Below are 26,145 nucleotides of genomic sequence, written 5' to 3' on the forward strand. Positions count from 1 at the left end.
CCGTGCAGATACCCGGCGGCCGCCTCTCGTTCCGACCGATGCTGGCTTCGGACCTGCCGCTGCTGCGCGAGTGGCTGGGCCGGCCCCACATCGCCGAATGGTGGGGCCCGGCGCCGTCGCAGGCCGAAGTCGATGACGACTACGCACCGATGCTCGCGCCCGGCTCGACCGATCGCGCCTACATCGCCCTGCTGGACGAGGCGCCCTTGGGCTACATCCAGTCCTACGTGGTCATGGGCTCGGGCAACGGCTGGTGGGAGGAAGAGCGCGACCCGGGCGCGCGCGGCATCGACCAGTTTCTCGCCAATGCCGATCAGCTGAACCTCGGACTGGGCAGCGCGATGGTCCGCGCCTTCGTCGACCGGTTGTTCGAAGACCCGGCCGTGACGAAGGTGCAGACAGACCCTTCACCGAACAATCACCGCGCCATCCGCAGCTACCGGCGAGCCGGCTTCCAGGACCAGGCGGAAGTGCTTACGCCGGACGGGCCTGCGCTGCTGATGGTGCGTCAGCGTTAGTGGCTTGCAGGTCGCACCACATGTGGACCTTGGCAAAGAACACATCGTCCAGCGCAACGGCCTGCGGCTCGACGCCGAAGACCCGGAAGCCGCAGCGCTCGTACAGCGTCTGTGCCGCGCTGTTGCCCTCAGTCACGGTGAGCTGCACCAGTCGCAGCCCGCCGTGGGCGCGTGCGTGGTCCAGCAAGGCGAGCACCAGGCGCCGGCCGAAGCCCGCTCGGCGCGCCGAGGCGATCACCGACATGCCGAACAGCGTGGCCTTGTGCCGCTCACGCTCGCGGCCCCCGAAGCTCAGGCCGGCCGCGCCGACCAGCGCGCCTGAATCGTCGAACGCGCCGTAGACCACGCTGGGCGCATCGGACTCGGCACCCAGGCGCTGCGCCCACCAGCTCAGCGGCAAGTCTTCTCGCTCGGCGACGGTGGTGGTGAAGGCGCTCGGGTGCGTGGCGTAGGCATTGAGCATCAAGGCGCGATACGCGGCCGCGTCCGCAGCGGTCAGCCGGCGAACGAGCTTGCCGTGCTGGAAGACGGTGTTTTCAGAAGCGGACACAGACGCAGTGCTTTTCAGGCCTCGGGTGCGATCGCTTCGGCGTATTCGTAGAGCGCGCCCAGAATTTCCTCGCCGCGTTCATCCGCCGTTTCGGACAGCGCATCGACTTCGCTGAACAGCTGCTCGATGGTGCGGGCCCCGCCCTCGCCGTGGAACAGGCGCGCCACCCGCAGCGCCTCCCAGCGCCCGGCCTCTTCGGGAGCCAGCGATTCGGGCCAGTTGCGCGCGCGGTAGCGGAACAGGATTTCCTCGAGGCGGCCGTCGTCGAAACCGGTGCGGTCTTTCGCCAACTCTGCCGCCGAGAGGCCGCGCAGCTGGTTGAGCCGGCGGCGATCGGCGTTGCCGACGAAACCGCCGTAGAGGTCTTCGTCCACGTCGGGCGCCGCCTCCTTCGGCCGGGCGTACACCTGCGACCAGATGGCGCTCATGTCGGGCAGGTCGCGTGCGATGGCCGCGTGGCGCATGGCAGTGTCCAGGTCCACACCCCAGCGCTCGGCCATGGGCGGTGCCAGCGTGCGCAGGTTGCCCACCACCATCGGCGACTTGTTGAGATGAATGCCCTTCACCGGCAGGCGGGTCACGCCCTCGGGCAGGTCGGCGGTGCGGGTGAACAGGCGCAGGCGCAGCGTGTCAGCATCCAGGTCGCGCAGCTCGCTCGGGTCGTGGGCGAGGTCCCAGGCGAGCAGCTCGTTCTTGTTGGTCGGATGGCTCGCCAGCGGCCACATCACCGCAAGGCAGCCGCGCTCGACCGGGAACATGCCCGAGACATGCAGGAAGGGCTTGGCGGTCTCGCGCATCGCGGGCAGGCCGAGTTCGCTTGCCACGCGGTCCTTGCGATGCAGGCCGAAGGCAAAGTCGAAGAGCTTGGGTTGTTTGTCGCGAATAAGCCGGGCCAGCGCGATGGTGGCGCGCACGTCGGAGAGCGCGTCGTGCGCCGACTCGTGCAGCAGGCCGTTGGCGCGCGCCAGGTCTTCGAGCTTGAAGCTGGGCTTGCCGTCTTCCTTCTTCGGCCACTCGATGCCCTCTGGGCGCAGCGCGTAGGTCAGGCGCACCACGTCGAGCAGGTCCCAGCGGCCGCAGTCGTTCTGCCATTCGCGCGCGTACGGATCGATGAGGTTGCGCCAGAACAGGAAGCGGGTGACCTCGTCGTCGAAGCGGATGGTGTTGTAGCCGACGCCGATGGTGCCGGGCTGCGAGAAGGCCTGCTCGATCTGCGCGGCGAATTCATGTTCGGGAATGCCGCGCTCCAGGCACACCTGGGGCGTGATGCCGGTGATCAGGCACGCCTCGGGGCTGGGCAGGTAGTCCGGCGCGGGCTTGCAATAGACCATGAGCGGCTCGCCGACTTCGTTGAGTTCGGCATCGGTGCGGATGGCGGCGAACTGCGAAGGCCTGTCGCGGCGCGGCACGGCGCCGAAGGTTTCGTAGTCGTGCCAGAGAAAGGTGTGGTTCATTCAGAGCAAGGGTGAAAACAAGCGCGCAATGGAATCGCCGAGGCGACGCCAGAAATTCTGTCGCCGGTGGGCGCGCACCGCGCCGGCGCTGTGCAGGTCGGTCTCGAACTGTGCCGCCAGCGGGCGGGCCAGCTCGGGGCCGTAGACCACCGCGCAAACCTCGAAATTGAGCCGGAAGCTGCGGTTGTCGAAATTCGCGGTGCCGATCATCGCGCAATGGTCGTCGACCACCAAGGTCTTGGAGTGCAGCATGCGCGCCTTGTACTCCCACACCTTCACGCCGGCGGCGATCAGTTCGTCGAAGTACGAGCGCGCGGCGGCGCTCACGATGGCCGAGTCGCTGCGGTGCGGCACCAGGAGGCGCACGTCCACGCCGCGCAAGGCGGCACTGGTGAGCGCCATCAGCGCGGGCTCGCCGGGCACGAAGTACGGCGTGGTGAGCCAAGCGCGGTGCGTGGCCGAATGGATCGCCTCGACGTGCATGCGGTGGATGGGCTCCAGCCCGTTGTCGGGGCCGCTGGTGACGATCTGCACGGGAATGTCGCCGGCTTCGTGCTGCGGCAGCATCGCGCCCATGGTGTCGTCCATGCCGCGCGGGTCTTCGCCGGTGGCGTAGGACCAGTCTTCAAGAAAGGTCGTCTGCAGCCAGCGCACCGCGCTGCCCTCGATGCGCAGGTGCACGTCGTGGTACGCGTCGGGGTTGGTGCGCTTGTCTTCCTCGTCCGTGATGTTGACGCCGCCTGTAAAGCCGACGCGGCCGTCGCACACCACGATCTTGCGGTGGGTGCGGTAGTTGGTCACCGGGCGCAGGCGCCGGCCGATCTTGGTGTCGTGGAAGAGCGCCACCTTCACGCCCGCCTCGTGCATCGGCGCCATGAACCTGCGGCCGATGCGCTTGGAGCCGAGCGCGTCGAGCAGCAGGCGGACCGTCACGCCTTCTTTCGCGCGCTCGACCAGGAGGTCGCGCAATGCGGTGCCGATGCGGTCGGGCTCGAAGATGTAGTACTCGAGGTGGATGTGATCCCTGGCCGCGCGCACGGCCTCGAAGATGGCGTCGAAGGTGCGCGCGCCGCCAGAGAGCAGCTCCACATCGGTCGCGCTCGACACCGGCAGCCCGCAGGCCGCCGTGCCCAGTCGCGCCATCTGCTGCAGCGCCGGCGGCGCGTTCTGCGCCGCATCGCGCAATCGCGCCACATCTGCCTGGGCGTGCGCGCCGGCGCGGCTGCGCAGCCGCTTGATGCGTTGCTTGCGCAAGCGCTGCGGCCCGAGGAAGTAATAGATGACGAAGCCCGCGAACGGCAGCAGCGCCAGCGACAGGATCCAGCTCATGGTGGACACCGGCGCGCGCTTCTGCATCACGATCCAGACCGACAGCACGGCGATGTAGCCGCTCCACGCCAGGGAGAGGCCGGTTTTCCATTCGTGGCTGAGTTCGGGGAGGATCAAGGTGCTTGCAGGCGGGTGGTTGCCGGCGCCCAAAGAAAAAAGGCCGGCAGCGCGATGCTACCGGCCTTTGGAGGCGGTTCCGCGGCCTTGTCGGCCACGGAATGCCTGGTTCCGTTCAGCTTGCCGCGGCCTCTTCAGCCTCGGGCTTGGATTTGCCCTCTTTCTTGGGCAGCGGCTGGATGTCCAGCAGCACTTCGTCCTTCTCGTCAAGGTCGACTTCGAGGCGCCCGCCTTCGGTCAGGCGACCGAAGAGCAGCTCGTCGGCCAGCGCACGACGGATCGTGTCCTGGATCAGGCGCTGCATCGGGCGTGCGCCCATCAACGGATCGAAGCCCTTCTTGGCCAGGTGCTTGCGCAGCTTGTCGCTGAAGGTGACTTCCACCTTCTTCTCGGCCAGCTGGGTTTCGAGCTGCAGCAGGAACTTGTCGACCACGCGCAGGATGATGTTTTCATCGAGCGCCTTGAAATTGACGATGGCGTCCAGCCGGTTGCGGAACTCGGGCGAGAACAGACGCTTGATGTCGCCCATTTCGTCGCCCGCTTGGCGCGGGTTGGTGAAGCCGATGGTCGCCTTGTTCATGGTCTCGGCACCCGCGTTCGTCGTCATGATGATGATGACGTTGCGGAAGTCGGCCTTGCGCCCGTTGTTGTCAGTCAGCGTGCCATGGTCCATCACCTGCAGCAGCACATTGAAGATGTCCGGGTGCGCCTTCTCGATTTCGTCGAGCAGCAGCACCGAATGCGGCTTCTTGGTGACGGCTTCGGTCAACAGACCGCCCTGGTCGAAACCGACGTAGCCCGGAGGCGCGCCGATCAGGCGACTCACCGCGTGACGCTCCATGTATTCCGACATGTCGAAGCGGATCAGCTCGATGCCCATGATGTAGGCAAGTTGCTTGGCCGCTTCGGTCTTGCCGACACCCGTGGGTCCGGAGAACAGGAACGAGCCGATCGGCTTGTCGCCCTTGCCCAGGCCCGAGCGCGCCATCTTGACCGCCGAGGCGAGCACTTCGAGCGCCTTGTCCTGGCCGAACACCACGCTCTTCAAGTCGCGTTCGATGGTCTGCAGCTTGCCGCGGTCGTCGTTGCTGACGTTGGCCGGGGGAATGCGCGCGATCTTGGCCACGATTTCCTCGACCTCGGTCTTGCTGATGGTCTTCTTGCGCTTGCTCGGCGGCAGGATGCGCTGCGCGGCGCCGGCTTCGTCGATGACGTCGATGGCCTTGTCGGGCAGGTGACGGTCATTGATGTACTTGGCACTCAGCTCGGCCGCAGCCTGGAGTGCCGCCACCGCGTACTTCACGCCATGGTGTTCCTCGAAGCGCGACTTCAGGCCCTTGAGGATGTCGACGGTTTCCTGCACCGTCGGCTCGACCACGTCGACCTTCTGGAAGCGACGCGACAGGGCCGCATCCTTCTCGAAGATGCCGCGGTACTCGGTGAAGGTGGTCGCGCCGATGCACTTGAGCTGGCCGCTGGAGAGCGCCGGCTTGAGCAGGTTCGATGCATCGAGCGTGCCGCCCGAGGCCGCGCCCGCACCGATCAGGGTGTGGATTTCGTCGATGAACAGAATGGCGTTGGGCTTGTCCTTGAGCGACTTGAGCACGCCCTTGAGGCGCTGTTCGAAGTCGCCGCGGTACTTGGTGCCGGCCAGCAGCGCGCCCATGTCGAGCGAATAAACCTGCGCCTCGGCGAGGATCTCGGGCACGTCGTTCTGCGTGATGCGCCAGGCCAGGCCCTCGGCAATCGCGGTCTTGCCGACGCCGGCTTCACCCACCAGCAGCGGGTTGTTCTTGCGCCGGCGGCACAGGATCTGGATGACGCGCTCGACCTCGTATTCGCGGCCGATCAGCGGATCGATCTTGCCGTCCTTGGCGAGTTGGTTGAGGTTTTGGGTGAACTGCTCGAGGGGCGATGCCTTCTCGTTGCGTTCGCCGCCGCCCTCTTCGCCTTCACCTTGAGGCGCTTCGCTGCTGCCTTTGACGGCTTCCGGCGGATCGCTCTTCTTGATGCCGTGGGCAATGAAGTTGACCACGTCCAGGCGGGTCACGCCCTGCTGGTGGAGGTAGTAGACCGCGTGCGAGTCCTTCTCACCGAAGATCGCGACCAGCACGTTGGCGCCGGTGACTTCCTTCTTGCCGTTGCCGGTGGACTGCACATGCATGATGGCGCGCTGGATCACGCGCTGGAAACCCAGCGTGGGCTGGGTGTCTACATCGTCGGTACCCGCCACTTGCGGCGTGTTGTCCTTGATGAAGTTGGTAAGGGACGCCCGAAGGTCGTCGACGTTGGCCGAGCAGGCGCGCAGGACTTCTGCGGCGCTCGGGTTGTCCAGCAAAGCGAGCAACAGATGCTCCACGGTGATGAACTCGTGGCGCTGCTGCCGGGCCTCGACGAAGGCCATGTGCAAGCTGACTTCCAGTTCCTGGGCAATCATGTGATTTCCTTTTGCCTTGCTGTAAATAAGTTCTCAGATGGGTTGGAGCTTGCGCAATTCAACAGGTTCACGCAACTGGCTCGCTGACGCATTGCAGCGGGTGCCCAGCCTGCTGCGCCGCCTCCATGACCTGATTCACCTTGGTGGCCGCCATGTCGCGGGAATAAACCCCGCAGATACCGCGGCCATCGAGGTGGATCTTCAACATGATCTGGGTGGCCGTCTCGCGGTCCTTGCTGAAGTATTCCTGCAGAACCACGATCACGAACTCCATGGGGGTGTAGTCGTCGTTGAGCATGACCACCTGGTACATCTGCGGCGGCGCGGTCTTTTGCGGCCGGCGCTCCATGACGACCGAATCTCCGTCATCCCCGGCCGGTTTTTGGGCCGGGGGGGTGGGAGGGGTCTTGGGAATTCTCGTTGCCATGAAAAAGATTCTATAGAGCGTGCAAGCACCGTGCCGACGCACGAAGACTTGGTGGCGCGTATTCGACAAATCAAGAGGCTTGCGCCGTGTGCGCCAACTCAAGGGCGAAGAAAAGCCGGCGAAAGGCCGGCTGGATCAAATTTGCTGCAGTACCGGCTTCGAAGGCCCTTGCCGCTTCTTGCCCCGCAATCGGGTCATCGCGGGCAGATCAGGCGGCAAAGCATCGATTTCTTCGTCGCTGAGTTCTCGCTGGGGAATCTTAGGCGCCTCAAGGGTGTAGACGGACACCGGGTGCTGCGCGGCGTCGTCCCGTTCGGTACGCAAAACCGATGCGACAGGTGCAATGCGGGGAGCGGGGGCCGCGACCGGCAGGGGTGGCGGTGGCACGGCGTCCGGCCTCGATACCAAAGGGCCCGACAGCAGGGCCTGCCATTCGGCCCGCCTGCGGTCGTCTTGCTCCAACTGCCAACGCTGCAAAGCGCCGAATCCTGCCTTGTCGCGCTCGGCCTGCTGCCGGCCCAGAAGCTCCAGTTCGACCCGCAGGCCCTGCTGGATCCACTGTGGAACGCACAGCAAAGCCTGTTGCAGGTCCCGCTGAGCCTGTTCACGCGCCTGCTCGAAGGCCTGTCGCTGAGCGCACAGTTGCCCGCGGATGGCATGCGAGAGCGCCCATGCGCCCACGCCAGCGCCCAGCACCCCCACGGCCAGGCAAACCAGCACCAAACCGAACGGGGTATCGACCGTCATCGCGGCAATGCTCCTGCGGAATCCCATTTCTGCAACAGATCGAGCGGGATGGCATCGGCGATCTGGGCAAAGCGCTTGCCGACCATGAATTCCGCCTGCTTGAGCAACACCGCGACAGGACTGCTCGGCTCGTGGTGCTCGAACCACTCCCGCGCGGCGCGAATGCTGTGCAGGACTTCGCTGCGCGTTGCCAGGTTTGCACCGGCATGGCCGAGCGTGCTTTCGGGCTCTTCACGCGGCGTCGGGGACATGGTCTGCGCCGGAGGGGTGCTCTCCTCGAATGGCGCCAGCAGCCGGGTCAGCGCCAGCAACGACGGGGCATCCTGCGTCAGGTGATGCGCGGCCCATGCCGCGATCTGCCCGGCGGCCCGCGCCGCCTGTGCGAGCAGGTTCACCGGCGAATCAGCATCGCCGTTTGCAGCTAGGCGCAGTTGGGCAAGCTGCTGCGCAACGGACTCCGGACTGGCTGCATCGGCGGGACGCGGCACCGACCATGCACGCTCGATGTCGCGCACCGTCAGGTGCCGCACGGCGTTGGCCGCGACGACGATATCGCGCACATCGCCCAGCAGGCCGTCGGGGTCCGCCAGCGCCGCCAGGGCATTGGCGCGCACGGCCGGATCGCGTTCACCCTCGACGACGAGCTGTGGATGCATCGCATCAGGCCAGGCCTCCAGCGCCGCAGCCAGTGCGCCCAGCGAATGCGCGAGCCCCGCAGCCTGCGCGAGCCGCGTTCGCGCCCTGCACAACCAGACGAACAGATGGATGTCTCGGGTCCTGAGCAGAAGGCGGCGGCAATCGCGCTCGACCTCGACCCAGTTGGGCGCCTCCGGGGTGCGGACGAACTGCCCGTACTGGGCGTCCCCGCGCGGTGACATGCGCGAAAGCAATACGGAAAACTCGGCGTCGTATTCGAGACTGGGGCCGCAGGGCTCATGGGCGCTCAGCGGCTCGAGCACGGTGACTGAAACAGGAGAGATCGCGTCTTGGGTCATGGATGACAAACGAGAAGATTCAATTCAATGAACAGCCTGAGCGGCATCGCGACAACGCGCCCCGATGTACTGCTCCGGCTCGAACACCATGCCCACGGTGTAGTCGGCCGCTTGCGCTGCGTTGGGCGCGACACCCCTGCCTTCCGACCCGCCGAGCCAAGTGGACCAGCCGAGCTTTTCGGTGTCGTCGAGACGCGCAGGCGGGGTGCTGTCGTTGCGCACACGCAATTCGACCTCCCAGACGAATTCGTAGCCTACGAAGCCTCGCACCCATTCGACGAGCAATGCGAGGTCCTCGCCCTGCGGCGTGAAGCGCAGGTACTGACCGAGGCTCAGCGGCCCGAGCACCAGCCTGAACTTGTTCTGCCGATCGGCCACGACCTCCCCCGCCATCGCGCCAATGCCCATGACGCTGGAAGCGCGCGCCCGGCCCAGAAGGCTCTGGTCCTCGGCGTCGATGCGGATCCAATGCAGCACGAATTCCTGCAACTGCACGGGCACGGCAAAGAACTGGGCCAACGTGGCCGCCAGGCCGTCCGGATTGCGTGCCTCGCGGCACAGGTGCGTCGATGCCGCCAGGCGGGCATGCGCCGGCAACACCGAGTCTCTGATCTCCAAGGGGTCATGACCGGTGAGACGCGCGATGTAGCGACTGAAGACCTCGTCTTCGGCACGGTCCAGGCCCGCGGCGGCCTGGCTCTGGGCCCACGCCCGGTACATGTGCGTCAGGTATCGGTGGTGGAACAGATCGAGAAAATCCGCGAGCGTGCTGTCGTTGTGGTTTTCGGTGCGATCGCGCACCAGCTCCGTGTAGTGCAGCGGGAGAGGACCGTTGGGGCCCAGCAGACCGAGACCGTACACCCGCACCATCGGAAGCGCCGGATTGTTTCCCATACGGGAATGCGCGGTGCCCGACGTCGGCGAACTCGCGTCGCCGGGCAACGCAGCGCCGGCGATCTCGCGCGGCGCAAATATCAGTGCCGCCGTCTGGCCCAGGCGAAAAGGTTCTTCCTGCGGACGGCTCGCAAGTCCGATGGGAGGATGTGCTGCATGAAAGGCGCCAAGGCGCCGCAACAGCGCGAAGAAGCCGAACTTCCAGGGCGACTGGCGCAGTCGCCCGAGCATCTGCTGCAGCACCGGTTTCACGCTTGAACTCATCGCGAAGTCCCATCGACTTCATCGTCGTGCGCGGAAGATCCGCCCATGCGGACATGGCTGTCCGGCGAAAACGCGTGATGCTCTCGCCGCGTCAGGCTGGGGAGCACCGCCACGGTCTCCCGCGCCAGGTCAGGGGCGAACAAAGCGAGCACCTCCCTGGGCGGCTCCATGTCGAGAAGCGCCGAGCCGATGAAAGGCTCGAAGGTGTCGAGCGTCCGATCGATACCTTCGCGCGGCGACAGAATGTCGCGCAGCAACGGATAGGTCTCGGCCTGCTTGCTCAGCAGCTCCAGCGAAGGCGCGGGCTCGTTGCCAACGGCCAGGAAGCCTTCCCAGTCGGCACGCCCCGCGAGCTGGTCGGGGTCTTGCACCACCCGCACAAACTCTTCGTGCAGCTCGTCGAGCAGCGTGACGGCGGGGCCGGTGTTCATCGAAGACGCCGGCTGCCGAACGACAGGCGCGCTGCGCACCTCTCGCCGACGCGTTTCACCCAGCATCTCGGCGAGGGTGTCCGTGGCCGGGCGAGACCTCGCGCCCGCGATATCCAGCACGCCGAAAGGATCCGTCAAAGCGCTGTCACGCCGACCGCCCGCCTCGCCGTATTGCCCCTCCAGTTCCTGCAGTTCGAACGGGCTTTCGGCTTTCGCTTGCTCGTACACCTCATCGCCCTCTTCCAGCACGAAACGCAGCAGGCCCAGCTCGATCGTGTCGCCCGCGGCAACAGGCACCACGGATCCGGACTGCACGCGTTCGCCATTGCGCACGCAGACCATCGTGAAACTGCCGTTCGACAGCGTCCAGCTGTTGGTCTTCTCCTGCCACGCGATCCGGCAAAGGTTGGCAACGCGCCACTGGGCATCGCTTTGGCATTCGCCGCACAGTTCGAGCGCGTCGGCCATGCCTGCGCCGGCGGGCGGAATCAGCATGGACGCATTGCGGGGCTCACCGGCACTGTGGATAAGGCGCAGGCGCAAACGTGTTGCGCCGCGATCTTTCGCGAGGATGCTCACGGTGCTCACGGTGCTCACGACGGGCCTCTCCAGAGCTTTTGTAGCTGGTTGCCAGCGCTGATGAAACGCCCTTCGGCATCCTGTTGCCAGAAGGCGCTCTCGACGCGTGCGCCTTGCAGGCGCCGGGGCCAATCGGCCCAAGGAAGATGGCGAACGCCGTGCAATTGCGCGGCCGGATCGTCAGCCGAAGCCGGTCCCGCGTAGCGATCCAGCAAGGCTTTCATCCGGCGGGTTCTTTGAACAGGGGCGTCGTCTCGCGCCTGCCGCTGCTCGCGCCAAAGCGCACGCAGGGTGGCCTCGAGCGCGGCGGCATCGGCCCGTCCTGGCAGCCGTATGTAGTGCGCGACGGCGCGGGCCAACCAGAATTGCCAGTCAAGGGGTTGTCCGTGTTGCGCCTCGAAATGGCGGCGAACCCAGAGCGGATGCGCTTGCTGATAGACCACCAAGGGATAGTGGCGCCCGACCATGTCGACCGATGGCGCGATGACGCCCAGTACGAAGCGGCGTCGCGCGAACTCCAATGTGCCGGGCGGCAACACAAAGGCGACAGGCATGGCGGACGCGCTGGATGCAACCCCGGCGCCGGCGGTCGGGCTTTGCCGCGCGATCCAGGTCATCCAGGCTTCAGATTCGCCGTGACGCATGCCGCTGCGCACGAAATCGGCATGGCCCGGCAGCTTGCCCCAGATGGCAGGTGACAGGATTTGCCAGGAGGCGATCAGCTTCCACCACATGGCTCAGGCCGCCCTTCCTGGACAGCGAAAGCCCTTGAGGACATCGCTGCCGAGCGGATTGGGCTGACTGCCGGAACTGATGTCGATCAACGCCTTGCGTCCGTCAAATACATATTCGACGCTCAAGCGCCCTGGCGTCGCCGTGCTCACGATACGCCCCTTTTCGAGCAGCCGAAACAACGCCCACGGACCGCTGGCCAGCACGGTCGACGTCGGACCCGAGATTCGTGGATTGGCCGTGATCTCCGCCATTGCGCCGCCGCGCGGCCCCGGCCAGGCGACAGCGAAGGCCTGCACGGGGCCGTGAACGTAGCGCTGGCCCTGGCCGTCGATGTCGATGACCAGGTCGGTGATGCTGGGCTCCAACTCGAGCACCCGCAGGTCCATCTTCCAGGCGAACTTCTTGCCGCCTGCATCCCGAAAAAACAGCTCGCGTATCTGCTGCGCCCGGTAGAAGGCATCGAGATTCGGGCCGCTCTGGGCGAGCAGCTTGAGCAGCTCGCCGAGCATCGTCGGCCCGGCCGTTGCAGGCGCCGGCGCGACGCCCTGGCCGACGCCTTCCGCACCGACCATGGCATTGGCCATGTTCGGATCCTTGTAGCGCCAAGGGCGCACGCTGGTGTCCACATGCGGCGCGAGGTACTTGTTGAAAAACTCGTCGGCCGCACCGCCTGAGGAAAATACCAGCGTGAAGTCTTCGATGGACGCGTCCTGAGCCACCGCGGCCAGCGGATAGCGCCCTTCCACACCGCGCTTGCAGGGCTCGCTGACCTGCATCGCCATCAGGCCCATGATGCGATCGAGCTGGTGTTGCGCCTGGCTGCGCAGGATGCCGGTGGCGCCCAGCGTCACCTTGTCGCCGCCGCTGGTGGCCAGCGCGGTCAGCACCTCCCGAAAAGGCGCCGGGAGTTTGCCGGCCTCCAGTTTCAACCGCGCGCCTACATCGGCACCGCCGGGCGGGAGGCTACCGGCCGACAGCGCCGTATCGGCGACTACCAGCAAGGTGTAGAACTCGTTGACCAGCCCCGAAATGGTTTCGAGCCCCGGCTTGGCGCCGGAGGGACCGGCGCTGCCGACCCCGATGTCCGGCTGGCCGGTGACCACCTCGCGCAATGCAGCGAACCGGTTGTCGACGGCTTGCCTTTCGAGTCGCTCTTCCGCGCGAATGCCCAGATTCCGGCCAATGGCGCTGGTCTGCTTGTTCAGTTCGGCGGTGGCCTTGTCGAGAAAACCTTTCTCGTCCGGCGCGCGCACGACGAGCGGACGCGACAGCGTGGTCTCGCGAGCCGCTGCGCGCGCCAACCGTGCCAGGGGTGAGTCAGGCGCGGCGAACTGCCGCAGCACGCTCAGGTCGAAGCCCAGGCTGGTGCCGGTGGTGTCGCTGCCGCCGACTGTGCGGATCGAGTCCAGAAAACTCTCCCAATGCTGTGCGTACTCGTCGAGGTACTGACGCCGGATGTCCTCCAGCAGCGGGTCGTTTTGCAGTTCGCGCGCAGCCGCGCCCACAAGACCAGCCGCGCCGCGTCCCATGACCCAGGCATCGTCGTCAAGTGCTTGTCCAACGAATTCGGGAAGCCGCTTGCTGAAGACATCGTGGTACCCGTCGTAGGTGAACAAACCCGGCACGCCCTTTTCGAGAGGCAGCCCGTCGGCGCGCGAAAAAACGGTGCCGGCCTGCGGGCCGACCGCCCGCACCAGGGTGAACTCCTGCGGCGCGTCGGTCTGCATCGCCGCCTTGGCACGCTCGTAGACGCGCTGCGTCGACGTGTTGCTGTTCAGAAAGTCCTGCGTGGTCCGCACCAGCCCCTCGTTCGGCAAGGATGCGGACTGCACCGGCCGTTCGCCGGAAAACAGTGCCGTCACGTGCCCGACCATCGAGGCGCGCCCACCAAAGGCGGCGGCGCTGTCGGCGCGCTCCCAGTCCTTCAGCACCCAGTTGCGAACGTCCTGCGCCCCGCCCTTCATGAACCTGTCCTTGTCGTGCAGGAGCTTGTAGACGCGCAAGGTTTCGTAGGCCGTCTTGGCGTCACCATCCTTCACGCTCTGTGCAAGTACCGCTTCCATCCGCTGAAGAATGGCCGGCAGCAGGGTGTGGTCCTGCAACTGTGCATAGGCGTCGTTCGACGCCTCCAGAATCGGAGGTACCGTGTACAGGCCGTAGAGAAAACTGCCGGGCGGGTTGTCGATGTCGAGCCCCGTATAGCCGGGCAACTCGCGCGCACTGTTGAGCACATCGGGTACGCCGGTCGGCTTGAAGCTGGCGAACAGCGTGCGCACCTGACCGGTGAGCATGTCCGCCCGCTGGCCAACCGTGGCCAGATACTCGCGGTTATTGCCGAAACTCAGCGCCAAAGCCCCGGCCAACCACAGGAAGATCACCACCGACAAGGCATGCCCCATGAGGCGCAACATGCGAAAGCGAAATTCCCAGCGCAGGTTCGGCCGCACCAGATGCGCTTCCGGAATGACCACCCTGCTCAGGACATCCTGAAGGAAAAATCCCTGCTGTCCGCGACCGGGCAGCGTATAGGCCAGGGCTGCGTCGCCGCTGACCCCGGGTAGAGCCCCCAGGCTGCGCTGCAGCCGTGCGAGCAGCGTGCCGGGGTCTGCGGGCAGATCCACATCGGCCTGCGCACCGCTCGTGAAGTAAACGCCGCGCAAGGTGTCGTGCCATTGGGTTCCATCGAAACGCGATGCAAGAAAGATCTCGTCGAGCATGGGTACCAGCAGCACGGAGAGTCCGGCCAGTTCCTGCGGCAATGCGAACAGGCGCTTGCGGCGGTCCACATCGAATTCTTCGTTCAAGCGCGAACGCAGGCCCGCCGCGAGCCGATTGTTGAGCAGCGCAAGTTCGGTTTCCAGCTGTCCCCGCAACGCCTCTCGGTTCTGCACGGCGGCACGCGTGCTCTTCATTCCGTGGAACGGCAGCGTAAAGCCCCAGGGCTGCGCCCGCCCTTCGCTGGTGAGCGACTGAAAGTACTCGCCGAAACCACGCAGAACGTCCATCTTGGTGACGATGACGTACACCGGGAAGCGAATGCCCAGCTCCTGGCGAAGCTCGGCCAGGCGGTCGCGCACCATGCTCGCGTGCTCGGCGCGCTCCGCTTCGGTCGTCGTCAACAGCTCGACGGCATTGAGCACCACGATCACGCCGTTGAGCGGCGCACGCGTACGGTGCTTGCGCAACAGGCCGAGGAAACCTCGCCACTCGACCGGATCGGTGCTGGGATTGCTCTCCTGTGTCGTGAAGCGGCCGGCGGTGTCGATCCACACCGCCTCGTTGGTGAACCACCAGTCGCAGTGCAGCGTGCCACCCTCTGAATGCAGCACCATGCGCTTGGAGGCATGCCCCATGCGGCGTGCCAGCGGGAACTGCAGCCCTGAGTTGAGCAGCGTCGTGGTCTTGCCGGCCCCGGAGCTGCCGACAAGCATGTACCAGGGCAGTTCGTAGAGATACCGCTTGCCCTCGAACAGGCGACGCAGACCGCCCCGACTGCGCAGGCCCTTGAGCTGCACCAGCGCGCGATTGACGGCTGCGGTGACCGTCTTGATCTCTTCCCTGCCGGTCTCGTCCTTGTCGGCGTCCTTTCCGAAGCTCAGAAATTTGGCCAGCAGATCGTCGTTGTTGCGAAGGGCATGCCAGAGCCGGTAGAGCCAGTAAAGCGCATACATCAGGAGGATGGCAGCGACGATCGCCGCGCGTACCCACAGCGGTGCCAGGGGTCTCGCCGCGCCGACAGCCAGCAAGGGCCCCGCATGCCACAACAGCAGGCACAGCGCTGTCACCCCCACGAGGCTGTAAGGCCCGGACACCAGCCAAAGAATGCCCAGCACGAGCAGCAGCACGATGAGTGTCACGCGCACGCCCACCGAGGCCAGGGGCCGCAGGCCGTCCAAGGCGAGCAAGGGACCGATGAACCAGATCGCCAGTGCCAGCATGCCCATCGCGAGGAATGCCAGCATCTGCCGCGAAAAAAGGAATGCGAGGAACTGTTTGAGGTATTGCATAAGTGACTCCCGACCGATCCTTGGTGCCTAGCGCGCTGCGACAGGCGCAACCGCATGAGCAGCGCTGCTCGCGTCGCCTTGCGTGACAACGATGTCGACGCGCCGGTTTCTGGCGCGGCCCGCTGCTGTTGCACCGTCGGCGATCGGCACCGTGTCGCCCCGCCCTTCTGTGCGAATGCGCGAGGCCTCCACGTTTTCTTCGAGCAGCACCGCAGCCACCGCGGCGGCGCGCTTCTCGCTCAGGACCTGGTTGTTTGGAAACTCGCGGGTGCGGATCGGCTGGTTGTCCGAATGGCCAGTGATCTGAACCGCTCCCGGCACCTCCTTGATCTCTTTGGCCACCTTGACCAGAAGCGGCAGGACCCTGGCGTTCAGACGAGCCTGCCCCGGCACGAACATGTCATCGCCCTTGAAGGTGATGGCGCTGCGGCGCTCGTCTTCGTCCACCGTGACTGTGCCGCGTTCGATTTCGGCAGCCAGCAGCTCTTTCAGGCGCAAGGGCTTCACCGCGGGCGGCGGGCGCATCCGGCCGATGGCGGCGATGCGTTGCTCGACACCGGCACTCAGCTGCAGAAGTTGGTATTTGTACCAAGCGAACAAGCCGAACAGGACCAGCAGCAGCACGGTCCCCGTCACCCATACCGGCACACTACGCAGCAGCCGCAATTTGCCTGCTGCGACGCCTCTCCAGTGCGGCGAAAGCTCCAGGGGAACATCGCCGCGCGCCGTGCCCAACAGCGTGAACAGGCGATGGCGAACGGTCTCCAACTGACGGCGGCCGTTGGCCGCGGTGCTGAAGCGGCCTTCGAAGCCCAGGCCCAGGATCTGATACATCAACTCGAGCAGATCGATATGCTCCTGCGGGCTCGCCGCCAGGCGTCCCACCAGCAGAAAGAACTTGTCGCCGCCCTTGGTGTCGCCGTGGAACTTTGCCGCAAGCTGCTGACCGGCCCATATGCCGGCTTCACCGTTCTGGCCGCCGCCCCACGGCGTGCTGTTGGCGGCTTCGTCGAGCGCGGTGCACAACGCGTAGCTTGCCGCCACCACATGCTCGTGCCTGATCTGCGCGCTGCTGCAGAGAGACTGGAAAGTCGCGACTTCGCGCTCCAGCAACTGGCGCAACACGGTCACACCCTCGCTGCCGAGCGTCGCCGGCATGTCGGCCAATGCGCGCAGCAAAGGCTGAGCAGCGGCCAGCAGCGGATTCTGTGCCGCAGTGATCGCGGCGAGTCGCTCCTGCACAGATGGCTCGGGGGCGATGCGATTGCGTGCGTGCGACTCGTCCGCTCCCATGCCATCGAACGCCTCGCCTTCCGGGTTCGGCAGGTTCTCATCCGCCGCTGCGTTTGCTGGTTCTTCTGTGTGGAGCATGGGCGTATCGGGATATGAAGGGGTCGTGGTCATGGGTAGCACCGATGCGTCATTTCTCGCGCACGCCCCACAGTTCCATGCGCAGGCCCGGGAAGTCGCCTGCCACGTGCAGCGCAAGTCCGCCGTGCTTGACCATGTGCTCCCACAACGGACCGCGCGGGTCGATCTGGAAATAGACGAAACCTGCGTTGAACGGGATCTGGCGCGGCGGCACCGGCAGCGTTTGCAGCGGGATGCCCGGCAGGTGCGAGCGGATGAGTTCGGCGAGCCGGTCGCTGGGCCCGACCTTGCAGCTCGCGGGAAACTGGCTCGCCAACTGATCGGGCGGCGTGTGCGCCGCGACCGCGAACACGAGGCTTGAGAAACCTTGCAGCTCCGAAGGCTCGACGCTCGCCACGTGCACTCCGTTCGCGCGGCTGGCAAGAGGAATGCACTGCGCGCTGCGCACCAGCACGTCGTTGAGCAGCGCCTGAATGTCGGCCATCAGCGCCCTGAAAGACAAGCAGGGGTCCAGGTGCTGGTACGCGGGGTGCGGGTTCGGACGCCGCGTGCTCGCACGCACGAAGGTCGCGAGTTCACCGCTCAAGGTACGCAATGCCGTGTAGAGCGCCTCCGGCGGCGTCTCCCGCACGCGCAGCCAGTGTTCGAGCAAAGGCTCATAGCGGTTGAGGATCTGCAGCAGCAGGAAGTCGGACACCTCGGCCGCCTCGCTCGACTTGCCGTCGTTGCCGCTGAGCCGTGCCGCAAGAGACTGTGCGCGCAACCGGCACAGCCCATGCAGGTTGGTGATCCAGTCGGTCAGCATCGGGCTGGCCCCATAGCCGGCGACTGGGGGAATCAGGTGCGGGTCCGTCGCGATGCTGCCGTCGGAGCGCAACACCGTCACCTTGGCTATCGGAAGACCGATCCAGGCGTCGGTCAGCTCCCGCTGCGGCAGCAGGCGCAGGCGCAGGCGGGAGAGCTGCACTGTCTTGGGGCCCTGGCCGACGGAGTTGGCATCGCGCAGTTCGGTATCGAAAACCGAGAATCGCGCCAACGACCCTGCCGCAGCCATGGCATCGTCGAAAGTCGTTTCCTCGCCGTTGGGGGTCCGTATGGGCACGGCAAGGTAGATGACCTGCTCCAGGTGCTCCGGCAAGACCGTGAGCGGCGCCGGGGGCAGGGTCTGGCCTGGCGCATCGAAGGGTGTTCCGTCCGGAAAAATGCCTGCGGCCCCCGCGAGCACCAGCTTGCCCAAGGACAGTGACTCTGCGTCGATGCTGTAGTGGCTGAAGCCCCAGAAAAAAGGGCTGAGCGAAGCGGCGCGTTTGTGCGCCAGGTGTTCGAGATAACGCTCCTGCTGCTGAAACAGCTGCGGACGCAGAAAAAGGCCCTCGCTCCAGGCGACTTTGTTGTACCAACTCATGGGATCGATCGTTTTGCTTGCGAGCCGGAGGCTTATTTGAGAGGGGTGAGCCGGATGCCCTTGGCCTGCAGGTCGATCTGCAACCTGAGCTTGTTCGCCGGCAGGACCGAGCGATACCAGGCGGCTTCGGGTGCCGGATCGACCTTTTGAACCGCGCGCCAGTCCGCCTGCGCGAGATCGCGGTAACCCGCGACAACGCCGATGGCGGCGAGGTCCGGATGCGACTTTCGGCGCAGGGTCTTGACGTCCCCCGGCCGCAGAATGAATTCGTCGCGAACGAGCAGGTCGCTGCCGATCAAGGCCTTGTCGTTGCCGGCAAGCGAGAAGTAGTCGGCGGATTCGAAACCGCCATCCGACTTGAGCTCGTAGATGCGGACCAGGATCGGTGCTGCCCTTCCCTTGTCGTCGGGATTGACGCCCGCCTCGGCCCTGATCGTGATATCGAGCCGTGTCTGTTCCCTGGGATGGGTGAACTGGGCGTGCGAAGACTGCGCGAAGGCCAGCGCCAATGCCAGGGCCATCGGCGAACACGCGGCAAGAAGCCACCGGCGGAAACCGGACACATTGAGGACCATGCTGGAAAAGGTAAGGCGGAGTCGTCGAGAAGGTCGGCCACAAGCGCGCGACGCGCCTTTGCGCATCGCATCGCGTCACCTGTGGCCGAAAGAGGCCCTGAAGAAGCTCAGGGGCGCGCTGGCGCCATCAGGACTCCTTGTTGCCCTTGATGTCGTAGCCGGCGGTGACTGCCCCGCCACTGCCGCCCTGTGCGTTCTGCACCGAGTACTCCTGCTTGATCTTGGAGAACGACAGGCGCACGCGCTCCTTGACGCGCATCTCGTCGGAGTTCGAGCCGAAAGGCTGGATGGAGGTAATGATCACGTCGCTGAAGGTGAACCTGAGGTACTCGAGCGGATTGCCGCCCGCCTTGCGCACGGTGAGCTTCGCTTCCTGGACGTGCTTGCCCGTGAGGCAATACTTCATGAGGTTGGGACTGGAGCGGTCGACAAAGTGGTCGAACTCCAGATCCTCCACGGTGGCCTTGCCCGCACCGCCGCCCGAACCGGCATGCATGGTGGACTCCTGAAATGCCTTCCAGTTGAAGGCAAGAACCTCGATCTCGTTCTTGTGGTCGGAATCCTGGGACTCGCCCTCGATGCCGTTGATCTTCAGAAAAATATCCTGCGCCATAAAAAACTCCCTGATTGATTTATCGAATGTCTGACGAATGTCCGAACGCTCTGGCGGCGTCTCGAACGACTTTGCGGATGGCGTCTGCGCGCCACTTCCTCGAACAATGCTTGACGATGCAGAAAAAGACGCTTTGCAGCCGCTCAGGCCGTTTCCTTGAGGGACGGCAGCTTCGCCACCAGACGCAGCGAAACGGTCAGCCCTTCGAGCTGGAAGTGCGGGCGAAGGAAGAACTTCGCGCTGTAGTAGCCGGGATTGCCCTCCACGTCTTCCACCACGACCTCGGCGGCCGCGAGTGGTCTGCGGGCCTTGGTCTCCTGCGAGGAGTTGGCAGGATCGGCATCGACGTAATGCATGATCCATTCGTTGAGCCAGCGCTGCATGTCGTCCCGCTCTTTGAAGGAGCCGATCTTGTCGCGGACGATGCACTTGAGGTAGTGCGCGAAACGGGTGCTCGCAAACAGGTACGGCAAACGTGCCGACAGGTTCGCGTTGGCCGTTGCGTCGGGGTCCATGTACTCCTGCGGCTTCTGCATCGATTGCGCGCCGATGAAGGCGGCGTGGTCGGTGTTCTTGCGATGAATCAGCGGAATCAGGCCGGCCTTTGCGAGTTCGGCCTCACGCCGATCGGAGATGGCGATCTCGGTCGGGCACTTCATGTCGAAGCCGCCGTCGTCGGTGGGAAATGTGTGGCATGGCAGGTTCTCGACGGTGCCGCCGGACTCCACGCCGCGAATCATGGTGCACCAGCCGTACAGCTTGAAGCTGCGGTTGATGTTGACAGCCATCGCATAGGCCGCATTGCTCCACACGTAGTTCCTGTGGTCGGCGCCTTCGGTTTCTTCTTCGAAGTCGAACTCATCGACCGGATTGGTTTTCGCGCCGTAGGGCAAGCGTGAAAGAAAACGCGGCATGGCAAGCCCGACGTAACGCGAATCCTCGGTGTTTCGCAGCGCGTTCCAAGGCGCGTGTTCGAGGTTCGACGTGATCTTGGCCAGGTCGCGAGGGTTTGCGAGTTCTTGCCACGACTCCATGCCGAGCAGCGATGGCGCCGATCCTGCGATGAAAGGTGCGTGTGACGCCGCAGAGATCTTGGCGATTGCGGCCAGGAGTTCTACATCGGACGGCGTGTGATCGAAGTAGTAGTCGGCAACAAGGCAGCCGTAGGGTTCACCGCCAAGCTGGCCATACTCTTCTTCATAGATGCGCTTGAAGATCGGGCTCTGGTCCCATGCAATGCCCTTGTGGCGGCGCATCGTGCGGCGCACCTCGTCCTTGGACACATCCATGAAACGGATCTTGAGCTTCTCATCGGTTTCGGTGTTGTAGACCAGGTGGTGCATGCCGCGCCACGCCGACTCGATCTTCTGGAATTCGTCCTTGTGCAGCACGAGATTGATCTGCTCGGACAGCTTGCGGTCGATCTCGGCAATGATGGCTTCGATGCTGCTGTAGGCATCGTCGGTCATCGTTGCCGTGTTGACGAGCGCCTGCTCGGCCAGCGTGCGAACGGCCGCTTCGACCGCGCTGCGGGCCTCCTCGGTCTTGGGCTTGAACTCCCTGTCGAGTAGCAAGGAGAAGTCGGAGGGCGCAACATATTGCGCTGCTGCCGGTGCATCGAGCACCAAATCGTTTGCGATGTTCATGTGAAGTTCCTTGGGATCAGGCCCGTTGCGCCGATTCGATGGCCGAAGCTTCGTCGGAGCCCGTTGCGCGAGGCTTGGGTGCCTGCGACAGCGACTTCATGAGCGCGGGGTCTTGCAACAGCTTGTTGACCAGGCCTTCGGCGCCGGCCTTTCCATCCATGTAGGTCTGGAGATTGGCCAGCTGGCTGCGTGCCTCGAGCAGGCGAGCCAAGGGCTCGACCTTGCGGGCGACGGCGGCCGGCGAAAAGTCATCGATGCTCTCGAAGGTGATGTCGACCATCAATTGGCCCTCGCCCGTGAGCGTGTTGGGAACGGCGAAGGCAACGCGCGGCTGGATGGCCTTCATGCGTTCGTCGAAGTTGTCGATGTCGATGTCGAGGAACTTGCGATCGGCCACCGGCGGCAGTGCTTGGGCAGGCTTGCCGGACAGATCGGCCAGAACACCCATGACGAAGGGCAACTCGATCTTCTTTTCCGAACCATAGATTTCCACGTCGTATTCGATCTGCACACGTGGCGCCCTGTTGCGGGCGATGAACTTCTGGCTGCTGCTGTTGTTGGTCATGAAACTCCCTGATGAAAAACGGCGAGGCGCGCCGAAAGAACGGCGACTTGAAGGAATCAGGCGTACTCGGTGTGACAGGCGATGAGGTCCCCTCCTTGCAATGGCTGGTTGGAGACGACATGCGCCTTGTTGTCGAGGTACATCCGGGTGATCGTGCGTCGCTGCTGCAAGGCGTCGAGCCACTCGCCCGACAAGACGGGCAACAGGTTCTGTTCGATGAAGGCGATCAGGCGGCGAGCGCCGGTCTCATGGTTGCCGCATCGCTCGACCATGCCGGCCGCCAGTGCGGGTGAGTAGTCCAGATCGATACCGTGCTGCTCCTTCATGCGGCCGATCACGCGGCCAAGGTGCAGCGAGACGATGTTGTCCAGCGCCTGCCCGCTCAACGGGAGGTACGGCACGACGGACAGGCGCCCGAGGAAAGCAGCAGGAAAGACCTCGCGAAGAAGGGGCTTGAGCGCTTCGCACAGAACTTCGGAGTCGGGGGGTGACGCCGAGTTTTCACACCGGCTCGCGATCAGTTCGGCCCCCGTGTTGCTCGTCAGCAGGATCGTGGTGTTCCGAAAGTCGATGCGGCGGCCTTCGCCGTCTTCCATCCAGCCCTTGTCGAACACCTGATAGAAGATCTCATGCACATCGGGATGAGCCTTCTCCACCTCGTCAAGCAGGATCACGCTGTAGGGCTTTCTGCGCACGGCTTCCGTGAGGATCCCGCCCTCGCCGTAGCCGGCATAGCCCGGCGGCGAGCCCTTGAGCGTTGACACCGTATGCGGCTCCTGGAACTCGCTCATGTTGATGGTGATGAGGTTCTGCTCGCCGCCGTACATTGCCTCGGCCAATGCCAGGGCGGTTTCGGTCTTGCCCACGCCCGAAGGGCCGACCAACAGGAAGACACCCACCGGCTTGTCCGGATCGGCAAGTCGCGCGCGAGATACCTGGATGCGCTTTGCAATCGCGGCGAGCGCATCGCCCTGCCCGATGACGCGTCTGTCTAGCGTGGAGTGCAGGCGGGTGACTGCATCGACCTCGTCCGTCACCATGCGGCCCACGGGAATGCCCGTCCAGTCTGCGACGATGGAGGCAACCACCGACTCGCTGACGTGGGGAAAGATCAACGGCGCGTCCTGCTGGCGGCAGAGAAGCTCGTCCTCCAGTGCGAGCAACTGCGCCGAGGGCCATTCGCCCTCGGCGCCACTCCTGCCCTCCTCCCTCTTCTTTGTTCTCAGCGCTTGAATCTGCCGAACTAGGACAAGCTCTTCCTGCCACTGAGCCTCGTGGACCGACAGCTCAAGCTCGGCCACGCTCAAGCCTGCCTTTGCCGCCTCGATGCGCTGGCCCCTGGCTTCGCTGCCTTGAGCGATCACCCCTTCTTGCGCCAGCAGCGCGAGTTCGGTATCCAGGGCCGCAATACGCTGACGCAGCCTGTCGACAACGGGGGGCAGCGTGTGCAGCGACATGGCAACGCGCGCGCAGGCCGTGTCGAGCAGGCTGATGGCCTTGTCGGGCAACTGGCGCGACGGGATGTATCGATGCGACAGCGTCACCGCGGCGCGCACCGCTTCATCGAGCACGGCAACCCCATGATGTTCTGCAAACGTGGCGACCAGGCCGCGCACCATCTGGATGGCAGAAGCTTCCTCGGGCTCCACTACTTGCAGGAGCTGGAAGCGCCGCGTCAGCGCGGGATCTTTCTCGATATGGCGCTTGTATTCGCTCCAGGTGGTCGCACCGATGGTGCGCAAGGTTCCGCGTGCGAGCGCAGGCTTGAGCAGATTGGCCGCATCCCCGGTTCCGGCCTGCCCGCCAGCGCCAACGAGGGTGTGGACCTCGTCGATGAACAGGATGACCGGCTGGCTCGACTTGCCTGCCTCTTCGAGCAGCGATTTCAGGCGCGACTCGAACTCTCCGCGCATGCTGGCACCGGCCATCAGCGCACCGACATCCAGGCTCAACAGGCGTGCATCGCGAAGCTGCGGGGGCACCTCGCCGCTGGCAATTGCCAGCGCAAGGCCTTCGACCACTGCTGTCTTTCCCACACCGGCGTCTCCGGTGAGCAAGGGGTTGTTCTGCCGCCGGCGCAGCAGGATGTCGATCATCGTGCGGAGTTCATCGGCACGGCCGATGACAGGATCGATGCGCCCGCTCCGCGCACCTTCCGTCAGGTCGGTGCAGTACCGACCCAGAGCCGATTTGCCGTCCGGCAGATCGGCGATGGCACCGCTTGCCTCGCCCGGAGCAGCAGATGGAAGCCCCGAGCCGTCGTGAGGCCCTTCCCTTTCCTCGGGTGAGCCATCGACGATGGGAGCCAGGGCATGCGTCAGTTGCTCGACGGCGATCTTGCAAAACTCGGGCGATATGCCGAGCAAGACGCGTCGCAGGTCAGGTGTTTGCACCAAGGCCCCAAGCAACCAGGCACCGCGAACGCAACGGCCATTGAATTCAAGGCTCGAGAGCGTCCACGCGCGCTCGATCGCCGTTTCGATGTGATGAGAAAAATCGCTGAGTGAGCTTGCCGCCGAAGGCAGGCCTGACAGGGCCAGGGCAAAGTCCTTTTCCACCACTTGCGGATCGACATGGAAGTGGCGGCAAATGCGATGCAGGTCGCTGTCGTTGAGTTGCCAGAGTTGATGAAGCCAATGCACCAGCTCAACGTAGGGATTGCCTCGGAGCTTGGCAAAGGCAGTGGCGGATTCAATGCCACGAAACAGGGTGAGATTGAGCTTGCCGAACAGCGCTCGCCGGGAGATCGTCATGCGTCGACCTGCCCGCCGATGAACGGCACTGAATTCGCTACGGCATTGCCTGCCGCAGTCGATGCCTGCCCACTGCCAATTACCGCTTTTTGGACCACCGAACGCTCCCTATGCTTTTTCGAATAGGCGCGATTCTGGGTGCTCGTGCAGACCTGTGCGGTGCACAGTTTCTACCAATAGTTAAACCGAAAAAGCAGGTGTTTATTCCGTGAAATTTCCCCAAAGCTGCTTGGCTCGCGCAATGCCAAAGTAGTAATCGGCATTGCGCATTGCGCGCGCCGCAAAAGAAAAAGCCCTCGAATTCCTTCTCGGAAATTCAAGGGCTCATTGCAGCGACGCCTCGCGGCGTCCTAATGCGCAGTCGATTACATGTGATCGATCATGACTTGCCCGAAACCCGAGCAGCTCACCTGCGTCGCGCCTTCCATCAGGCGCGCAAAGTCGTACGTGACCTTCTTGCTGGCGATCGATTTCTCCATGGCGCTGATGATCAGGTCGGCCGCTTCGGTCCAGCCCATGTGGCGCAGCATCATTTCGGCCGAGAGAATTTCGGAGCCGGGGTTCACGTAGTCCTTGCCGGCGTACTTGGGCGCCGTGCCGTGCGTGGCTTCGAACATGGCCACGGTGTCGCTCAGGTTCGCGCCAGGGGCAATGCCGATGCCGCCCACTTGCGCAGCCAGCGCGTCGGACACGTAGTCGCCGTTGAGGTTCAGCGTGGCGATCACGCTGTACTCGGCGGGGCGCAGCAAGATCTGCTGCAGGAACGCATCGGCAATGCTGTCCTTGACGGTGATTTCCTTGCCCGTCTTCGGGTTCTTGAACTTCATCCACGGGCCGCCGTCGATCAGCTCGGCGCCGAATTCCTTGGCGGCCAGTGCGTAGGCCCAGTCACGGAAGCCACCTTCGGTGAACTTCATGATGTTGCCCTTGTGCACGATGGTCACGCTGGGCTTGTCGTTGTCGATGGCGTACTGGAAGGCCTTGCGCACGAGGCGCTCGGTGCCTTCGATCGACACAGGCTTCACGCCGATGCCGGAGGTATTGGGGAAGCGGATCTTCTTGACGCCGAGCTCGTCCTGCAGGAACTTGATGAGCTTCTTGGCCTTGTCGCTTTCGGCCTCGAACTCGATGCCGGCGTAGATGTCTTCGGAGTTCTCGCGGAAGATGACCATGTTGGTCTTGTGGGGCTCGCGCACCGGGCTGGGCACACCCTTGAAGTACTGGATGGGGCGCAGGCACACGTAAAGGTCGAGCTCCTGGCGCAACGCAACGTTCAGCGAACGAATGCCGCCGCCGACGGGTGTGGTGAGCGGGCCCTTGATAGAGACCACGTAGTCGCGCACAGCATGCAGGGTTTCTTCGGGAAGCCAGACGTCGGGACCGTACACCTTCGTCGATTTTTCGCCGGCGTAGACCTCCATCCAGTGAATCTTCTTCTTGCCGCCGTAGGCCTTGGCCACGGCTGCGTCCACCACCTTGAGCATCACCGGGGTGATGTCCAGTCCCGTGCCGTCGCCTTCGATGAAGGGGATGATCGGTTGGTCAGGCACATTGAGCGAGTTGTCCGCGTTGACAGTGATCTTCTGGCCTTCGGCCGGGACTTTGATGTGCTGATAGCTGGACATGAGGGGGAGGCTCCGGGAGTGACGTTATTTTTGACGACTGTCAGCGAATTCAGACAACGAGGGGGATTCGCTGTACAACGTGCCAACAAATCGCTGTACATTTTAGAC

Annotated in this window: 20 protein-coding genes; 1 reads left to right on the forward strand and 19 read right to left on the reverse strand. The window is 64.5% G+C overall.

The features are described from left to right. Positions 1–2 precede the first annotated feature (2 nt). Positions 3–518 carry a GNAT family N-acetyltransferase gene (locus ABIC90_RS09215; protein WP_354353794.1) on the forward strand — a complete coding sequence of 172 codons (516 nt, stop codon included), beginning with the start codon at positions 3–5 and terminating at the stop codon, positions 516–518. Here ABIC90_RS09215 and ABIC90_RS09220 read toward each other — a convergent pair. The 19 genes from ABIC90_RS09220 to icd all read right to left on the reverse strand — a co-directional run bounded on the left by ABIC90_RS09220 (position 475) and on the right by icd (position 26,037). Further along, positions 475–1,068: a GNAT family N-acetyltransferase gene (locus ABIC90_RS09220; RefSeq protein ID WP_354353796.1), complete on the reverse strand. Its 594-nt coding sequence runs from the start codon at positions 1,066–1,068 to the stop codon at positions 475–477. The genes ABIC90_RS09215 and ABIC90_RS09220 overlap by 44 nt on opposite strands. A 14-nt stretch (positions 1,069–1,082) precedes the next feature. Then, on the reverse strand, positions 1,083–2,522 hold the full coding sequence (gene sbcB, locus ABIC90_RS09225; RefSeq protein ID WP_354353797.1) for an exodeoxyribonuclease I: 1,440 nt from the start codon (positions 2,520–2,522) through the stop codon (positions 1,083–1,085). Continuing rightward, entirely contained in the window at positions 2,523–3,968 is a 1,446-nt protein-coding gene (gene cls / locus ABIC90_RS09230) for a cardiolipin synthase (protein WP_354353798.1), read from the reverse strand. 115 nt (positions 3,969–4,083) lie between these two features. Beyond that, on the reverse strand, positions 4,084–6,405 hold the full coding sequence (gene clpA / locus ABIC90_RS09235) for an ATP-dependent Clp protease ATP-binding subunit ClpA (RefSeq protein ID WP_354353799.1): 2,322 nt from the start codon (positions 6,403–6,405) through the stop codon (positions 4,084–4,086). 67 nt (positions 6,406–6,472) lie between these two features. Next, positions 6,473–6,832 carry an ATP-dependent Clp protease adapter ClpS gene (gene clpS, locus ABIC90_RS09240; RefSeq protein ID WP_354353800.1) on the reverse strand — a complete coding sequence of 120 codons (360 nt, stop codon included), beginning with the start codon at positions 6,830–6,832 and terminating at the stop codon, positions 6,473–6,475. A gap of 135 nt (positions 6,833–6,967) precedes the next feature. After that, complete coding sequence (locus tag ABIC90_RS09245) at positions 6,968–7,579, reverse strand: hypothetical protein (protein ID WP_354353801.1); 612 nt, start codon at positions 7,577–7,579, stop codon at positions 6,968–6,970. Beyond that, the gene (locus ABIC90_RS09250; RefSeq protein WP_354353802.1) at positions 7,576–8,574 is read right to left on the reverse strand and encodes an ImpA family type VI secretion system protein; all 999 of its coding nucleotides are present in this window, start codon (positions 8,572–8,574) and stop codon (positions 7,576–7,578) included. Before ABIC90_RS09250 ends, ABIC90_RS09245 begins: the two co-directional genes overlap by 4 nt. Positions 8,575–8,598: 24 nt before the next feature. Beyond that, entirely contained in the window at positions 8,599–9,732 is a 1,134-nt protein-coding gene (tssG, locus tag ABIC90_RS09255) for a type VI secretion system baseplate subunit TssG (protein ID WP_354353803.1), read from the reverse strand. Next, positions 9,729–10,760 carry a TagK domain-containing protein gene (locus tag ABIC90_RS09260; RefSeq protein WP_354353804.1) on the reverse strand — a complete coding sequence of 344 codons (1,032 nt, stop codon included), beginning with the start codon at positions 10,758–10,760 and terminating at the stop codon, positions 9,729–9,731. Before ABIC90_RS09260 ends, tssG begins: the two co-directional genes overlap by 4 nt. After that, positions 10,757–11,476, reverse strand: coding sequence for a type VI secretion system-associated protein TagF (gene tagF / locus ABIC90_RS09265; RefSeq protein WP_354353805.1), 720 nt, complete (start codon positions 11,474–11,476; stop codon positions 10,757–10,759). Before tagF ends, ABIC90_RS09260 begins: the two co-directional genes overlap by 4 nt. Before the next feature lie 3 nt (positions 11,477–11,479). Beyond that, the gene (tssM, locus tag ABIC90_RS09270) at positions 11,480–15,484 is read right to left on the reverse strand and encodes a type VI secretion system membrane subunit TssM (protein WP_354353806.1); all 4,005 of its coding nucleotides are present in this window, start codon (positions 15,482–15,484) and stop codon (positions 11,480–11,482) included. A 27-nt stretch (positions 15,485–15,511) separates the two neighbouring features. Further along, complete coding sequence (gene tssL / locus ABIC90_RS09275) at positions 15,512–16,888, reverse strand: type VI secretion system protein TssL, long form (protein ID WP_354353807.1); 1,377 nt, start codon at positions 16,886–16,888, stop codon at positions 15,512–15,514. A gap of 16 nt (positions 16,889–16,904) precedes the next feature. After that, a complete protein-coding gene (tssK, locus tag ABIC90_RS09280; protein WP_354353808.1) occupies positions 16,905–18,260 on the reverse strand; it encodes a type VI secretion system baseplate subunit TssK in 1,356 nt (451 codons plus the stop codon). 32 nt (positions 18,261–18,292) lie between these two features. Beyond that, positions 18,293–18,835 carry a type VI secretion system lipoprotein TssJ gene (tssJ, locus tag ABIC90_RS09285; RefSeq protein ID WP_354353809.1) on the reverse strand — a complete coding sequence of 181 codons (543 nt, stop codon included), beginning with the start codon at positions 18,833–18,835 and terminating at the stop codon, positions 18,293–18,295. 127 nt (positions 18,836–18,962) lie between these two features. Beyond that, positions 18,963–19,448, reverse strand: a complete 486-nt coding sequence (locus ABIC90_RS09290) for an Hcp family type VI secretion system effector (protein ID WP_354353811.1) — start codon at positions 19,446–19,448, stop codon at positions 18,963–18,965. 143 nt (positions 19,449–19,591) lie between these two features. Next, positions 19,592–21,094, reverse strand: coding sequence for a type VI secretion system contractile sheath large subunit (gene tssC / locus ABIC90_RS09295; RefSeq protein WP_354353812.1), 1,503 nt, complete (start codon positions 21,092–21,094; stop codon positions 19,592–19,594). A 16-nt stretch (positions 21,095–21,110) separates the two neighbouring features. Then, complete coding sequence (gene tssB / locus ABIC90_RS09300; protein ID WP_354353813.1) at positions 21,111–21,659, reverse strand: type VI secretion system contractile sheath small subunit; 549 nt, start codon at positions 21,657–21,659, stop codon at positions 21,111–21,113. A gap of 56 nt (positions 21,660–21,715) precedes the next feature. After that, the gene (gene tssH / locus ABIC90_RS09305) at positions 21,716–24,412 is read right to left on the reverse strand and encodes a type VI secretion system ATPase TssH (RefSeq protein ID WP_354353814.1); all 2,697 of its coding nucleotides are present in this window, start codon (positions 24,410–24,412) and stop codon (positions 21,716–21,718) included. Positions 24,413–24,777: 365 nt separating this feature from the next. Next, complete coding sequence (gene icd, locus ABIC90_RS09310; protein ID WP_354353815.1) at positions 24,778–26,037, reverse strand: NADP-dependent isocitrate dehydrogenase; 1,260 nt, start codon at positions 26,035–26,037, stop codon at positions 24,778–24,780. Positions 26,038–26,145 lie beyond the last annotated feature (108 nt).

It is taken from the genome of Variovorax boronicumulans (assembly GCF_040544675.1).
In the GTDB taxonomy this organism is placed as follows: Bacteria; Pseudomonadota; Gammaproteobacteria; order Burkholderiales; family Burkholderiaceae_C; genus Variovorax; species Variovorax boronicumulans_D.

What these genes read in the sequence shown, in the direction of transcription:
- sbcB (WP_354353797.1), bottom strand. Translation starts at nt 2,522, where the DNA reads ATGAACCACACCTTTCTCTGGCACGACTACGAAACCTTCGGCGCCGTG.
- clpA (WP_354353799.1), bottom strand. Translation starts at nt 6,405, where the DNA reads ATGATTGCCCAGGAACTGGAAGTCAGCTTGCACATGGCCTTCGTCGAG.
- clpS (WP_354353800.1), bottom strand. Translation starts at nt 6,832, where the DNA reads ATGGCAACGAGAATTCCCAAGACCCCTCCCACCCCCCCGGCCCAAAAA.
- ABIC90_RS09245 (WP_354353801.1), bottom strand. Translation starts at nt 7,579, where the DNA reads ATGACGGTCGATACCCCGTTCGGTTTGGTGCTGGTTTGCCTGGCCGTG.
- ABIC90_RS09250 (WP_354353802.1), bottom strand. Translation starts at nt 8,574, where the DNA reads ATGACCCAAGACGCGATCTCTCCTGTTTCAGTCACCGTGCTCGAGCCG.
- tssG (WP_354353803.1), bottom strand. Translation starts at nt 9,732, where the DNA reads ATGAGTTCAAGCGTGAAACCGGTGCTGCAGCAGATGCTCGGGCGACTG.
- tagF (WP_354353805.1), bottom strand. Translation starts at nt 11,476, where the DNA reads ATGTGGTGGAAGCTGATCGCCTCCTGGCAAATCCTGTCACCTGCCATC.
- tssM (WP_354353806.1), bottom strand. Translation starts at nt 15,484, where the DNA reads ATGCAATACCTCAAACAGTTCCTCGCATTCCTTTTTTCGCGGCAGATG.
- tssL (WP_354353807.1), bottom strand. Translation starts at nt 16,888, where the DNA reads ATGACCACGACCCCTTCATATCCCGATACGCCCATGCTCCACACAGAA.
- tssK (WP_354353808.1), bottom strand. Translation starts at nt 18,260, where the DNA reads ATGAGTTGGTACAACAAAGTCGCCTGGAGCGAGGGCCTTTTTCTGCGT.
- tssJ (WP_354353809.1), bottom strand. Translation starts at nt 18,835, where the DNA reads ATGGTCCTCAATGTGTCCGGTTTCCGCCGGTGGCTTCTTGCCGCGTGT.
- ABIC90_RS09290 (WP_354353811.1), bottom strand. Translation starts at nt 19,448, where the DNA reads ATGGCGCAGGATATTTTTCTGAAGATCAACGGCATCGAGGGCGAGTCC.
- tssC (WP_354353812.1), bottom strand. Translation starts at nt 21,094, where the DNA reads ATGAACATCGCAAACGATTTGGTGCTCGATGCACCGGCAGCAGCGCAA.
- tssB (WP_354353813.1), bottom strand. Translation starts at nt 21,659, where the DNA reads ATGACCAACAACAGCAGCAGCCAGAAGTTCATCGCCCGCAACAGGGCG.
- tssH (WP_354353814.1), bottom strand. Translation starts at nt 24,412, where the DNA reads ATGACGATCTCCCGGCGAGCGCTGTTCGGCAAGCTCAATCTCACCCTG.
- icd (WP_354353815.1), bottom strand. Translation starts at nt 26,037, where the DNA reads ATGTCCAGCTATCAGCACATCAAAGTCCCGGCCGAAGGCCAGAAGATC.